At 68.0% G+C, this 13197-nt stretch carries 15 protein-coding genes and 1 riboswitch; of the genes, 4 read left to right on the top strand and 11 right to left on the bottom strand.

Annotation, left to right across the window (positions count from 1 at the left end; translation table 11 throughout):
* The first annotated feature begins 142 nt into the window (after positions 1-142).
* Entirely contained in the window at positions 143-769 is a 627-nt protein-coding gene (locus Q0Q48_RS01885) for a TetR/AcrR family transcriptional regulator (RefSeq protein WP_295133013.1), read from the top strand.
* On the opposite strand, the gene Q0Q48_RS01880 is transcribed toward Q0Q48_RS01885, so the two are convergent.
* From Q0Q48_RS01880 to Q0Q48_RS01865, 4 genes are read right to left on the bottom strand one after another with little or no spacing between them, the layout of a single operon-like run.
* Positions 766-1323, bottom strand: coding sequence for a gamma-glutamylcyclotransferase (locus Q0Q48_RS01880; RefSeq protein WP_295133009.1), 558 nt, complete (start codon positions 1321-1323; stop codon positions 766-768). The genes Q0Q48_RS01885 and Q0Q48_RS01880 overlap by 4 nt on opposite strands.
* 13 nt (positions 1324-1336) lie before the next feature.
* Positions 1337-2221: a prephenate/arogenate dehydrogenase family protein gene (locus tag Q0Q48_RS01875; protein ID WP_295133006.1), complete on the bottom strand. Its 885-nt coding sequence runs from the start codon at positions 2219-2221 to the stop codon at positions 1337-1339.
* Entirely contained in the window at positions 2218-3309 is a 1092-nt protein-coding gene (hisC, locus tag Q0Q48_RS01870) for a histidinol-phosphate transaminase (protein ID WP_295133003.1), read from the bottom strand. The genes Q0Q48_RS01875 and hisC overlap by 4 nt, the downstream gene beginning before the upstream one ends.
* Positions 3310-3333: 24 nt before the next feature.
* The gene (locus tag Q0Q48_RS01865) at positions 3334-4185 is read right to left on the bottom strand and encodes a chorismate mutase (RefSeq protein WP_295132999.1); all 852 of its coding nucleotides are present in this window, start codon (positions 4183-4185) and stop codon (positions 3334-3336) included.
* A 104-nt stretch (positions 4186-4289) separates the two neighbouring features.
* Positions 4290-4365, top strand: a riboswitch (SAM riboswitch).
* Between the two features lie 71 nt (positions 4366-4436).
* Between Q0Q48_RS01865 and Q0Q48_RS01860 the strand changes: the two genes are divergently transcribed.
* On the top strand, positions 4437-5603 hold the full coding sequence (locus Q0Q48_RS01860; protein WP_295133758.1) for a homoserine O-acetyltransferase: 1167 nt from the start codon (positions 4437-4439) through the stop codon (positions 5601-5603).
* The gene (metW, locus tag Q0Q48_RS01855) at positions 5603-6208 is read left to right on the top strand and encodes a methionine biosynthesis protein MetW (protein WP_295132996.1); all 606 of its coding nucleotides are present in this window, start codon (positions 5603-5605) and stop codon (positions 6206-6208) included. Before Q0Q48_RS01860 ends, metW begins: the two co-directional genes overlap by 1 nt.
* Before the next feature lie 3 nt (positions 6209-6211).
* On the opposite strand, the gene Q0Q48_RS01850 is transcribed toward metW, so the two are convergent.
* Genes Q0Q48_RS01850 through Q0Q48_RS01835 form a run of 4 tightly spaced genes read right to left on the bottom strand, consistent with a single transcriptional unit; the run spans position 6212 to position 10215 of the window.
* Positions 6212-7990, bottom strand: coding sequence for a GNAT family N-acetyltransferase (locus Q0Q48_RS01850; protein WP_295132994.1), 1779 nt, complete (start codon positions 7988-7990; stop codon positions 6212-6214).
* Positions 7983-8486, bottom strand: a complete 504-nt coding sequence (locus Q0Q48_RS01845; RefSeq protein ID WP_295132991.1) for a YbaK/EbsC family protein — start codon at positions 8484-8486, stop codon at positions 7983-7985. Before Q0Q48_RS01845 ends, Q0Q48_RS01850 begins: the two co-directional genes overlap by 8 nt.
* The gene (locus Q0Q48_RS01840; RefSeq protein ID WP_295132988.1) at positions 8476-9408 is read right to left on the bottom strand and encodes a DUF1932 domain-containing protein; all 933 of its coding nucleotides are present in this window, start codon (positions 9406-9408) and stop codon (positions 8476-8478) included. Before Q0Q48_RS01840 ends, Q0Q48_RS01845 begins: the two co-directional genes overlap by 11 nt.
* A gap of 21 nt (positions 9409-9429) precedes the next feature.
* A complete protein-coding gene (locus Q0Q48_RS01835; protein ID WP_295132985.1) occupies positions 9430-10215 on the bottom strand; it encodes a methyltransferase domain-containing protein in 786 nt (261 codons plus the stop codon).
* A gap of 72 nt (positions 10216-10287) precedes the next feature.
* Here Q0Q48_RS01835 and gloB point away from each other — a divergent pair, with 72 nt between their 5' ends.
* Positions 10288-11064, top strand: a complete 777-nt coding sequence (gloB, locus tag Q0Q48_RS01830; protein WP_295132982.1) for a hydroxyacylglutathione hydrolase — start codon at positions 10288-10290, stop codon at positions 11062-11064.
* Here the strand turns inward: gloB and Q0Q48_RS01825 are convergent.
* The 3 genes from Q0Q48_RS01825 to Q0Q48_RS01815 all read right to left on the bottom strand — a co-directional run bounded on the left by Q0Q48_RS01825 (position 11061) and on the right by Q0Q48_RS01815 (position 13189).
* Positions 11061-11555, bottom strand: a complete 495-nt coding sequence (locus Q0Q48_RS01825) for an ATP-binding protein (protein ID WP_295132980.1) — start codon at positions 11553-11555, stop codon at positions 11061-11063. The two genes, gloB and Q0Q48_RS01825, sit on opposite strands and share 4 nt — an antisense overlap.
* A complete protein-coding gene (locus Q0Q48_RS01820) occupies positions 11552-11998 on the bottom strand; it encodes a MarR family transcriptional regulator (protein WP_295132977.1) in 447 nt (148 codons plus the stop codon). The genes Q0Q48_RS01825 and Q0Q48_RS01820 overlap by 4 nt, the downstream gene beginning before the upstream one ends.
* Before the next feature lie 66 nt (positions 11999-12064).
* On the bottom strand, positions 12065-13189 hold the full coding sequence (locus Q0Q48_RS01815; RefSeq protein WP_295132974.1) for an MFS transporter: 1125 nt from the start codon (positions 13187-13189) through the stop codon (positions 12065-12067).
* Between the last annotated feature and the right edge of the window lie 8 nt (positions 13190-13197).

The following is a 13197-nucleotide window of genomic DNA, read 5'->3' as shown; positions in this document are numbered from 1 at the left end:
ACGCTGAACGCGCCCTTATAGCGCATCGCAGCTCTTGAAATGAGGATGCACTAGTAGCTTCATATCTAGTGATTTGCTTGCAATATCTTTAGAGTCGGCAAGGTTGCCGACGAGACGGCAAATACTCGCTGGGGAGTCAGGAATGGACGGTCAGACCCTGCACACGAAGCAGCTCAATACGGCCGGTCGCGGTGACCGCGTCGCCCGGACGCGCGAATCGATCGTGGCCTCGGCCTTGGCCCTTGCCGCGGCCGGGCAGGTCGCGCCGATCGTGCGCGACATCGCCCAGATGGCCGGTGTCTCGGCCCGCACCGTGTTCCAGCACTTCGCCGATACTGCCGAACTCTACGTCGCCGTCCTCGGCCGCGTCCTGGCCGCCCTGGTCGGGGAAGCGCCGGAACTCGCGTCCGCCGGTCCGGTCGAGCAGCGCGTCGCCAGCCTGATCAACCAGTGTGCGGACCGCTACGAGCAGCTCCGCCCGATGTGGACCTTCGTCGAGACGCTGCAGCGCCGGTCGCCGGAAGCGGCTGACATGATCTCGCAGATCTATAGCGCCAACACCGCGCAGCTCTCCCAGGCGTTCGGTCCCGAACTGGCGGCTCTGCCCGCGGAGTCGCGGCAGCGGACCCTGACCGCCCTGGCCCTGGCCATCGCACCGGAAAGCTGGGTCGTGCTGCGCCAGCGCCTGGGCCTGTCGGTCGAGCAGGCGCGGGAAGAGCTCGGCTTCGTCGTACAGTCGGTGTTCGCGACCGAGGCCGCGCGCCGCTAGCGGCTCGAGGGCCCTGCGCCGCTGCCGGCGGCGCGGGCCAGCCTTTCGAGTGCGCGGTCGTTGAGACCGAGCTCGCCGAGGTGGGCGACCGTATTCATCACGTAGTCGAGGCTGCTGCCCGTGGCACCGTGGCCCTGGCGGATGAGCCGAAGCGTTTCCGCCTCTGGCAGCTTCCCGGCGAACTGCCGGTGGGTGCGATCGGCGAGATAAACCAGCGATGGCACGACACGCCCATCGTCGAGCCGGATCGGTCGCACCGTCTCCACGTACACGCCGTCATTGTCGATCTCGCGGTGGATCAGGTATCGCCGCACGTCGTCATAGGCAGCGGCCGGCAACCGGTGGGCCAGCCCGCGGCAGGAGCCGCCCGGCAGCAGGCCGAGCATGAGCCCCGGCGTTTCCGGCGTGCCGCGATAGTGCTCCGAGTAGATGCAGAAGGCGCGATGCCAGCCCTGGAGCCGCGCCGCCTGTGTCTCCGGCGTCGCGAAGCCCGGGTTCCACATCAGCGAGCCGTAGCCGAAGACCCACCGTGGTTTGGCGGTGGGCTTTGCCATGGCCATGCTCGCGCTAGGCCTGGTGCAGGTGGATCAGGGCGCGCCGGATCTCGCGCGTGCGCGTGAACAGGTCGAACAGCTTGTCGCCCTCGCCCCAGCGGATGGCGCGCTGCAGGTAGAAGAGATCCTCCTGGAAGCGCTGGAGCACCTCGAGCACGGCCTCGCGGTTGTTCATGAACACGTCGCGCCACATGGTGGGATCGGAGGCGGCGATGCGCGTGAAGTCGCGGAAGCCACCGGCGGCGAACTTCAGAACCTCGCTGTTCAGATGGCCGCCGAGATCGTCGGCCGTGCCGACGATCGTGTAGGCGATCAGATGCGGCAGGTGCGAGGTGATGGCCAGGATGCGGTCGTGATCCTTGGGGTCGATCCGTTCGACCTGGCTGCCGAGTCCTTTCCAGAAGGCTTCCAGTTTGTCGACCGCCGCGGCGTCGCTGTCGGGCAGCGGCGTCAGAATGCACCAGCGGCCCTGGAACAGGTCGAGCAGCGCGGCTTCGGGGCCGGAATTCTCGGTGCCGGCAACCGGATGGGCCGGCACGAAGTGCACGCCCTTCGGGATGTGCGGCGCCATGTCGGTGATCACGGTCTGCTTCACCGAGCCGACGTCCGACACGATGCAGCCGGGCTTCAGGCTCGACGCGATGGCCTTGGCCGCCGGGCCGCAGGCGCCGACCGGCGTGCAGACGATCACGAGGTCGGCGTCCTTGCAGGCCTCGCCAAGGTCGGTGCCGCAATGGTCGGCCAGCTTCAGCTTGTTGGCGAGCGCGGCCGTCTCGGGGCTGCGCGTTGCCGCCACGATCGTTTTCGCGAGACCGCGCTTGCGCGCCTCCAGCGCGATCGAGCCGCCGATCAGCCCGATGCCGATCAGCGCGATCTTGTCGAACAGGGGTTCGCTCATTTGCCTGCCGCCACGAAGCGGGCGAGCGAGGCCTGTACCGCCTTCACTTCCGGCTCGGTGCCGACCGTGATGCGCAGATGCGCGGGCAGGCCGTAGCCCGCGACCAGGCGCGGGATCAGCCCGTCGTTCATCATCCAGTCGTTCGCCGCCACGGCGCGTTCCTTCGGACCGAAGCCGACCAGCACGAAGTTGCCCACGCTCGGCACCGGCTCGAGGCCGAGCTTCGTCAGTTCGGCGCTGAGCCACGGCAGCCAGATGTCATTGTTGGTGCGGCTGGCGTCGGTGTGGGCGATGTCGTCGAGCGCCGCGATGCCCGCGATCTGTGCGGCCGAGTTGACGTTGAACGGCTGGCGCAGCCGGCTCATCACGTCGACGATTCCAGCAGGCCCGTACATCCAGCCGAGGCGCAATCCGCCCAGGCCGTAGATCTTCGAGAAGGTGCGGGTCATCACCACGTTCTCGGCCTGATCGACCAGCTCGACGCCCGAGTCGTAGTCGTTCCTGCTGACATATTCGGCATAGGCCGCGTCGATGATCAGCAGCACGTTCTTCGGCAGGCCGGCGTGCAGGCGGCGCACATCGTCCTTGGTGACGTAGGTGCCGGTCGGATTGTTCGGATTGGCGAGGCAGACGATGCGGGTCTTGTCCGTCACCGCCGCCAGCATCGCATCGATGTCGCTGCCATAGTCCCTGGCCGGCGCCGCGACCGGGGTCGCACCGACGCCCAGCGCGTTGATCGCGTACATCAGGAAGCCGTACTGGCTGTAGAGCAGCTCGTCGCCCGGGCCGCAGTAGGCGCGGACCAGCAGGTTCAGGATCTCGTCGGAGCCCGCGCCGCAGACGATGCGCGCCGGATCGAGACCGTAGTGGCGGCCCAGTGCCGCGCGCAGCTTCGCGGTGTCGCCGTCAGGATAGCGGTGCAGCTCGGAAGCCGCCTTGGCATAGGCCGCCATCGCCTTGGGCGAGGGCCCCAGCGCGCCCTCGTTGGACGAGAGCTTGGCGATCGTCTCCTTGCCTTCGATCGAATCCTTGCCCGGCACATAGGGCGCGATCTTCATGATGCCCGGACGCGGGGTGAGCGCGCTCATGCCAGTCTCCTGCGAAAGTTCAGTTCACGGTTTGGCGTCGATCGGCACGGCGTAGGCGCCGATGGCCGCCACGCAGCCTTTTTCCAGTCCCAGGGCCACTTCGAGGTCGCGCAGGCGCGGATCGTCGTCGACGATCACACCCGGCATCTCGACGAGATAGTGATGCACTCCGGCCAGGACCTGGTCCAGCGCCGACGTGAAGGCGGGAAGTCCCGCCTTGGCCAGCGCCGCGGCGATGCGGTCGCGGCTCAGGCCGTTCCTGGCCTCGATCGCCACGAGGGCGCGATCCGAACCGCTCGGCTCCGCGTCGATGCGGGCCAGCACGAAGGCCGAGATGCCCCGCGCACGCGCATTGGGCATCGCGAGGAAAGGCAGCCGGGCGATGACGGTCGGCAGGGTCGCATCCTTGCCGGCAAGCATGGGCCACCACGGAGTCGAGTCCGCCTCGAGCGGGGCCGGCACGACGCCGATGGTGGTCGTGCTGGCGCGCACGGCGGCCAGCACGCCGGCCGGCGTGTCGTGGGCGACAAAGGGGATCTGGCAGCCGAAATGATCCCGGGCGAGATCCCAGTAACCGGGCTGATCGTCCGGCCGGCAGATCGCAATCTTCAGGCCGGGCGTCTGGATGAGCGTGAAGGCGCTCATCATTTCCCGCCACATGCGATAGACGGCGGCCGACGGGAACGTCCCATCGTGCGCCGCCAGCCGCTTGCGCAGGACCTGGGCCTCGCGGCCCGGACGCAGCGCGAGACCGCCCGCCGGCTTGGCGGCAGAGATATGCCCGACGACCTCCGCGCGGCGGCGGATCAGGCCGTGCAGTTCGGTATCGATGGCGTCGATTTCCTGCCGCAAGCTGTCGAGACTGGGAGCGTCCATTAGGCCGTTTTTTCCTGTGCGCAGCGGCGATACTACGTCCGCACCGCCCGCGTAAAGGCAAACAAGCCGCAAGAGGCTTGCCTCCCGCCGCTGGCGACCGTATAGAGCCTCTCCGTGGAATTTGAGCCGACCGGCTTGCGGCCACGTTAAACACCGCTAAAAGGTCGGAGTGCTCGAAAAAGCCCCCGCCCTTCCGGTCGGGGGCTTTTTCGTTGGCTCCTGCGGGGGCTTTTTCGCTGGAGAGGGCATTGCTGGACGACCTCACCGATGCTGAACGCAAGGCGCTCGCCCAGTGTCGCCACGCGGTCCTGGGCGTGGACCGGCCGCTGCGCCTCGACTGCGGCGTCGATCTCGGTCCCTACCGGGTGGCCTATCAGACCTATGGGACGCTGAACGCCGACAAGTCGAATGCCGTCCTCGTCTGCCATCCCCTGACCTGCGACCAGTTCGTCGCCGACCGCCATCCGGTCACCGGCAAGGATGGCTGGTGGGAGAGCCTGATCGGGGCGGGCAAGGTGCTCGATCCCGATCGCTACTTCATCATCTGCATCAACGTGCTCGGCCATTGCATGGGCACGACCGGCCCGCAGGCGCACGATCCCGCGACCGGCCGGCCGTGGAACCTGCTCTTTCCGGTGGTGACCATCGGCGACATGGTGCGGGCGCAGGCGGCGCTGCTCGACCATCTCGGCATTCCCGATCTCTTCTGCGTCATCGGCGGCTCGATGGGCGGCATGCAGGTGCTCGAATGGGCCGCGAGCTATCCGAAGCGCGTCTTCTCGGCGGTGCCGATCGCCTGCGCGGCGCATCACTCGGCGCAGAACATCGCGTTCCACGAGGTCGGTCGCCAGGCAATCATGGCCGACCCGGAATGGAAGGGCGGCGACTACCGGCTGCACCAGACCAACCCGGCGCGCGGCCTCGCGGTCGCCCGCATGACCGCGCACATCACCTACCTCTCGGAGCAGGCGCTGCAGCGCAAGTTCGGCCGCTCCCTGCAGAACCGCGATGCGCTGGGCTTCGGCTTCGATGCGGATTTCCAGGTCGAGAGCTACCTGCGCCACCAGGGGTCGACCTTCGTGGATCGTTTCGACGCCAACAGCTATCTCTACATCACCCGCGCGATGGACTATTTCGACCTCGCAGGCGCACATGGCGGCGTGCTGGCGAATGCCTTCAAGGGTACGGCGACGCGGTTCTGCCTGATGTCCTTCAACAGCGACTGGCTGTTTCCGACGCGCGAGAGCCGTGCCGTCGTCCATGCGCTGAATGCCGCGGCCGCCAACGTGTCGTTCGTCGAGGTCGACAGCGACAAGGGCCACGATGCTTTCCTGCTCGACGAGCCTGAAATGTTTCGCACGCTCTCGGGCTTCCTGAAGGGGGCTGCTACGGTGCGTGGCCTCGGGAGTGCGTCGTGATGGCCGCGCCGATCCGCGTCGACCTGCAGCTCATCGCCGACATGGTGGAGCCCGGCACGCGTGCGCTCGATGTCGGCTGCGGCGACGGTGCGCTGCTGGCCCATCTCATGAATGGCAAGCGCGTGGATGCGCGCGGCATGGAGCTCAGCCAGGCCGGCGTGAACGCCTGCGTCGCCAACGGCCTGTCGGTGGTGCAGGGCGACGCCGATACCGACCTGCGCGACTATCCCGATGCCGCCTTCGACTATGTGATCCTGAGCCAGACCCTTCAGGCCACGCGCGAGCCGCGCCGCGTGCTGGAGCAGATGCTGCGCGTCGGCAAGCACGCCATCGTCTCCTTTCCCAACTTCGCGCACTGGCAGGTGAGGCTCAGGCTCGTGTTCGGCGGCCGCATGCCGGAGACCGCGTCGCTGCCCTACAAGTGGTACGACACACCCAATATCCATCTCTGCAGCATCGACGATTTCCGCGCCCTCTGCCGCACCATGGGCGTGCGCATCGAACGCGCCATCGTGCTGAACAGCAAGAGCCGTCGCATCAACCTGCCGCCGTTGCTCGCCAACCTGATCGGCGAGCAGGCGGTGTTCATGCTGAGACGGGATTAGCCCTTACAGGTCGAGCGTCTCCGCTGAGACCGCGAGATCCCGGCCCAGGAAGGTGCGGTCGTCCGGGCCTTGCTGGCCGTGGCCGATGCTCCAGGCGTCCGGCCAGTCCAGGCGCTCGGCGCCCCAGGCGGAGGCGGCCGACAGCGATGACCAGGCGTCGTCATCGGATAGGCGATAGAGCAGGCCGCCCGGACCCATGCCGGGATGGACGAGCAGCTGGATGTCGAACGGTGCATCGGCCGTCAGCGAGGGGCCTACCCAATAGTGAGGACTGCGGCCGGGCTCCGGTTCCAGGATCGCCAGCAGGCGTTGCGCCGGCCCGCTGAGGCCGACCCAGAAGGGCGCGCGGCGGCCGGGGGTGAACGCCGACAGGAATGTCTGGAGGGTGCTCGTGCCTGCAGCGGCGGCGCGGCCGGTGAAGCGGAAGGCGGCGATCCTGTCCCTGCCGAACCGTGCTTCATCCAGAGCACGCCAGTGCTCGACCGGCGGCATCTCCAGCGGCCAGGACAGGCGCTCGCGGACCACGCCGTCGGCATCGAGCACCTGATAGCGCAGGCCATCGTCATCCAGTGCCGCCTGGACGGCGTGGAGATACTCGATTCCCTCGGGCATGCGGTGGGCCGTGCCGGCGCCCGCGGTACAGATCTGCAGCACACCGCGATGGACCTGGACGTCGAAGGCGAGGATGTGGCCGCACAGATAGGCCCGCACGCCGTTCTCGCTCAGGATGTCCCAGAAGGCGGTCGCGTGCTCCGGGCCGACATCGCGCTGATAGGCGCCGGCGAAGCCGTTGACCGGATGCACCGGATGATGGCCCGCGACGATCTTGTGACGGGCATCGGCATTCTGGCGCAGCACGTCGCGCAACCAATCCGTTTCGACATGTCCCTCGCCGCCGAGCCCGGTCCACAGCGTATGGACGAACACCAGCAGCAGGTCGCCGCGACGCACCCAGTAGGACAGGCCTTCCTGTCCGGGAGGCCCGTTGCGCGGCAGGTGGTCGTGCACCTCGCGGAACACGTCCTCGCTCATCGCGTCGTAGGTCGCGTGGTTACTGGTCGTGTGCCACATCGGAATCGCCCGACGCTCGAGCCAGCCCATCTCTTCGTCGAGCCAGTGCCGCCACTGGCGACGCAGCGAGTCCGCGTCGGCCGTGTAGCCCGCGATCTCGTCGCCCAGGAACAGGATGAACTCGGGCGAGGGCGCAAGACGCCGGACGGAAGCATTGACGCTGGCGAAGGTGCGTTCATGCAGGGCACCGGCCACGCCGGAACAAGCATCGCCGTAGAAGACGAACTGATGGCCCGGCCCGCGCGGCATCAGCGCGGCAATCGACCGGCCGGTGGCGGGGCGCTCGTAGAATCCCTCGATCTCGTCTTCCTTCAGCTTCACGAAGCCATGGCGCAGATAGAAGCGGTCGGCCGGACTGCCGGTCAGGACTTCGAGTCTCACGGGCAGGCCGGTCTCGTCGGCCTCGGCCAGCAGCACCTTCAGGATCGCCGTGCCGAGGCCCGAGCCGTGCAGGCGGCGTTCGAGATAGAACGAATCGATGCGTATCTCGTGATCGTGCCGTCGGAAGCCGACGCAGCCGACGCGGATGCCCTCCTGCAGGATGAGCCGCATTCCTGGCTCGTCGAAATGGCCTCGAAACATGCGGCGCGATCGCTCGGGCGTATAGCGCCCGACCCGTTCGAGATGCTCGCGCATGACATCGGTCCGGATCGCCAGCAGGGGTTCGAAGTCGGCTTCGCTGACGGCGCCGAAGCGCCAGATCTCAGGCACGGACGGCGATCCGGGCAACGCGCGGCCTGGCGATCGCCAGCCAGTCCTTGGTGTCGAGTTCCATCGAGCGGTCGAGCCGGCCGGCGTTGAAGAACAGCGTCTCGTTGGCCAGCAGGTCTTCCTCGACGACGATCGAGATCGCAGGATCCAAGGCAAACGGCGGCACGGCGCCCATGACGCAGCCGGTCAGTTCCTGCGCCGTGTCCGGCGAGGCGAAACCGCACTTGCGTGCCTCGAAGAGCGCGGCGACCGCCGCGAAGTCGAGCTTGCGGCTGCCCGGGAGGATGGCCAGCACATGACGCTTGCCACCGCCACCGCCGCGCACGTCCAGCACCATCGCCTTGGCGGCCTGGTCGGGCCGGTTGCCGCGAATGGCGCTGATGGCTTCCGACTTGCCCTCGTGCACATGCTCGATGATGCGGAAGTTCGCCTGGGCGTCGGTGAGAAGCGTTACCAGCCGGTCGAAGACTTCACCCGTCTTGATCTCAGCGTCCACGGATCACCTTCTCCGACAGGATCTTCAAGGCCTCCTCGAGGCTCGGCACCTGGCCGTCGGCCGGGGCGATGTGGGCATCGACGGTACGGCGATGGCTCTTCTCGATGGATTCGGTCATCAGCGGATCGACGCCGGTCTCGCGCAGGGTCTGGGCGACCAGCCCCATCTCTTCCCAGCGGCGGTGGGCATGAACGACATGCGTCTGCACCAGCATGGTGATGAAGCCGGCGAGGCCCATCGAATCGGCATCGCCCAGGCAACCCAGCACCTCGTCGAGGATGCCCTGTCGCTGCGCGGCGACCAGCGCCTCGACGCCCAGCGCCTCGATGCCCTTCACGAGCGTGCTGCGCAGCATCTTCACCGACGACGCGCTGCCGGGCTTCGGTCCCAGCAGGGTGGCGACGAAGCCGTTGTCGTTCATCCAGGCCACCGCCTCGGCGGCGTCCTCGCCCGCCACCAGCATCGGCGCCTTGATGCCCTGCTTGAAGAAGCCACCCATGACCGCGATGTCGATGTAACGGCCGGCGCCCTTCTCGATCTCGGCGCGATCCTCGTCCGACATCCTGCCGGTGACGGTGCAGAGGTCGAGATAGTGCGCGCCCCTTTTCAGCAGCGGGGCAGCGGACCGGGCGGCCGAGAGCGCGTGCTCGCCCTGGACGGCGCAGATCACGAGATCGGCTTCGCCCAGCGCCTCGGTGTAGCTGTCGCTGATCGCCACATCGAGGCCGCGCGCGACCCTGCCCAGCGCCGTGCCGCGCGGATCCTTGTCGAGAGCGGTATCGATCGCAATGACGCGGCGCGGGGCGTTGTCGCCGGGCTTCGATGGCCCGCGCCAGGCGCCCTCGGCCGTGAGGCCACGCGCGATGGCGGATCCCGCCTCGCCAAAACCCAGCAGCGCGATCACGCGCGGAGAAAATGCCATGTCGTTCTTTCTTCCCGGAAATCAGGAGGCGGGCTTGTCGCCTTCCTCGGCGTTGCGCGCGGCGCCGACGACCTGCGGGGTGTCGCGCGAGCTGGCGATCCGCAGCTTGGGTCGCACGGGGACGGCCTGCGGCTGGCTGCGCTCCGCAATGCCGGCATAGAGCTGCTTGCCGGATTCGATGACGTTCACGCCGCCGAAACGGCCGAGCCACCGCTGGCCGAAACGCTCCACCGTCGGCGCCATGCGCGTCATCAGGCGCGAGCGGGTCGGCGGCATGTAGAGCGCGCGCGTCTGGCGCAGCGGCGCGAACATGTTGGCGCGAAGCAGCGCGTTCAGCTGTCCCGCGGAATAGGGATGGCCCTGGTAGAAGGGCGAACGGTCGACCTGCGACCAGAAGCCCGTGCGTGTCGGCGCGACGACGACCATGCGGCCGCCATCGGCCATCACGCGCCAGATCTCGCGCAGCATCGGGCGCAGCTGCTCGGTGCATTCGATGGCATGGACCAGCACGACCCGGTCGACGGACCGGTCGGGCAGCGGCAGGTCGAGCTCGTCGACCAGGGTCGCGAGGTTGCGGCCCTCGCGCGGCCAGCGCGTGACGCCCTGCTGGGCGGGCATGAAGGCGAGCGTCCGGCCGGCTTCTTCCATGAAGGGGCGCAGCAGCGGTTGCGCGTAGCCCAGCCCGAGCACCGTCTCGCCGCGTACATTCGGCCAGATTTCGCGCAGGCGCGTGCGCAGGAGCCGCTGGGTCATCTGGCCCAGTGTGCTGCCGTAGAATTCCTCAAGGTCGAGGACGTCGCTCCACATGCTCGCCAGTGTAGCAGAAAGCCGGCCGGACGGACCATGGCCGGCGCAGGTCAGCTCTGCTAGCGTTGCATTATGAGCACAACGCTAGACATCATCCGTATCCCGGTCCTGAACGACAATTACGTGTGGTTGATGCGGGAACTGCAGAGCGGCGCCGTGGCCGTCGTCGATCCCGCCGTGGCCGGACCGGTCCTCGCGGAGGCCGAGAAGCGTCGCTGGAAGATCACGCATATCCTGAACACCCACCACCACGGCGATCATGTGGGCGGCAACCTCGAGATCAAGAAGGCAACCGGCTGCACCATCGTCGGCCTGCGCCAGGATCGCGCCCGCATCCCCGGCATCGACGTCGAGGTCGACGACGGCGACCGCTACCGGGTCGGCGAGGCCGAGGCCGAGATCTTCTTCGTGCCCGGCCACACGAGCGGCCACATCGCCTATGCGTTCCGCGAGCAGAAGGCGCTGTTCTGCGGCGACACGCTGTTCGCGCTCGGGTGCGGCCGGATGTTCGAGGGCACGCCGCAGCAGTTCTGGACATCGCTCAGCCGGCTGCGCGCCCTGCCCGACGACATGCGCGTCTATTGTGCGCATGAGTACACGCAGTCGAACGCCCGCTTCGCGCTGACCGTCGAGACTGGCAACCAGCAGCTCAAGGCGCGCTCCGCCGCGATCGATGCGGCGCGTTCCAGGGGCGAGGCGACGGTGCCCTCGTTGCTCGGCGAAGAGAAGGCCACCAACCCGTTCCTGCGCGTCGACGTGCCGGCGGTCCAGGCTGCGGTCGGCCTCGCCGGCGGCGATCCCGTCGCGGTGTTCGCCGAGGTGCGTCACCGCAAGGACGTGTTCCGCTAGGCCCCGATCCGCACGCCGTCGAGGGCCGACACTTCTTCCGGTGTCGGCGGTTGCCAGATCGTTTCGATGAAATCGAACATCGGGCGCGTGACCTTCACGCGGAAGGTCTCGCCCTGCCGGTCGTTGCGCCGCTCGACGCGACGCCAGCGTTCCGTGACATCGATGTCGAGGAAATGCAGGCGCACGCCGACGCCGGCCGCCATGGCCCGTTCGGCGATGCGACGACGCTGGTCGGTTCGCTGAAGGCCGAGATCGAGGATCGAGGGGACGCCGGTAGGGGCGAGTTCGAGGGCCGTCGCCAGGATCTGCTGCTCGCAGCGCAGCACACGTTCCTCGATCCATGGCCAGCTTACCTGCGGCGGCGTGTCGGGCGCGAACAGCGTCACCATCCAGTCGTCGATCGACAGGTGCAGTGCCCCGAGCTGCTGGCGCAGCTTATTCGCGTAAGTGGTCTTTCCGGCGCCGGTCGAGCCGCAGATGAGATGGATCACGACAAGTCTCCCGGCTGGCCGGCGGTGAGGCGGCCCAGCAGATCGGCCAGGGTCGCGATCTCCGCCTTGGCCCAGCGGTCGCGGAACAGGTCGGCCGCCATGCGCTCCAGCGTCGCCCGGGCCTCACCGACCAGCCGCTGGCCCGCCTCGGTCAGCACGACGTAGGCGAGGCGGGCGTCGCGCGGATCGGCCTCGCGGCCGACACAGCCCAGCTTCTCCAGGGGGGTGGTCATGCGGGTGACGGTCGAAGGGCTGACATGCAGGCGCTTGGCGAGGTCGATGCGGCTCAGCCGATGCAGGGGCGCCCGCTCCAGGTGCATCAGCAGCAGCACTTCCCTGAGGGCAAGTCCGTGCACGGAGCCGAGTTCGCCGGCGAAGCGCTCTTCGAGACGCGCGTTGGCGCGCAGCAGATTGAGTGTGGCGGAGAAGGAAGGCGTGTTCATCGGCCGAATATGGGCCGATATATTTCCATATGCAAGTATATTGGAATCAATATGCGCGTGATTGCCTCATCGGCGGACCAGACAGAAGTAGCCGCTGACCCCGAGCGCCAGGGCGAGCGCGGCGTAGAGCGGCCCCTGCGGGATGTTGAGGAAGAGCCACGGCGCGGTGAGGGGGCCGACGGCGGCGCCGAAGTCGCGCCAGGTCGAGTAGCTCGCCTGGCTGGAAAGGACGGTCCCGTGGCCACGTTCGATCACCAGCACCGGGATCAGCGTGTTGAACATGCCGCGAGTCATGACGATCATCAGCGCGCCCAGCAGCTCGTGATCCGCCGCGATCAGCACGAAACCGCCGACCAGGAGGGCCGCAGTCGCGATGGCGATGCGCCGCGCCCCGAACCGGTCGCCGATCCAGCCGCCGATCGGCCCGGTCGTGACTTCGACCAGCCAGCGCAGCGCCAGCAGCAGCGCCGTCGCCATCACCGCGGCGACGGAGGTGATCGAGTCCTTCATCAGGAAGGCGAGCGTCAGCAGGAACACGCCGTCGCCCGCGAAACCCATGACGAAACCCCACACTTCGAGGCGATGCGGGATCGGGAGCTTGAGGCCCTTCTTCGTGAGGGGTTCCCGCGGCAGGCGTGGCAGGACGATCGCCGCGCCGAGGGCGATCAGCGTCACCGCGCCATAGATCAGGAACACCGGGCGGGCGCCGAGCTCGAGCACGATCCAGGCGCCGCCGACCAGCGACAGGGCCTGGACGAGTCCGATCGCGGCGCGGCTGGCGCCGACCCGCTTGCCGGCATTGGCGCGATCGCTGACGGCATAGGCCAGCGTCGCGAGATTGAGCGAGGCGTAGGAGATGCCCCAGAGGATGCGCGCCAGGACCTGTGCCGTCGGATCGTCGATCAGCCCGTAGACCGTGGTCGAGATGGACGAGCCCAGCGCGCCCGCGATCATCAACGCGTGCGGACCGATGCGCTCGCCGAAATGGGCGACGCCGGAGTTGGCAAGGAGGCGGATCCAGCGGTTGAGCGACAGCAGCACGCCGACCATCGCCAGCGAGAGGCCGAACTCCTGATGGTAGAGGGGCAGCACGGCATAGAGCAGCGTGTCGCCAATCATGCAGACGGCGATCACCAGCCCCGGCAGCGCCATGCTGACCGGGGGAGCGCCGCGAGAGGCGGCCGCGCTCACGCTGCGAG

Origin of the sequence: uncultured Reyranella sp. (assembly GCF_945957355.1) — a bacterium.
In the GTDB taxonomy this organism is placed as follows: Bacteria; Pseudomonadota; Alphaproteobacteria; order Reyranellales; family Reyranellaceae; genus Reyranella.
This window is presented reverse-complemented; position numbering and strand designations above follow the sequence as displayed.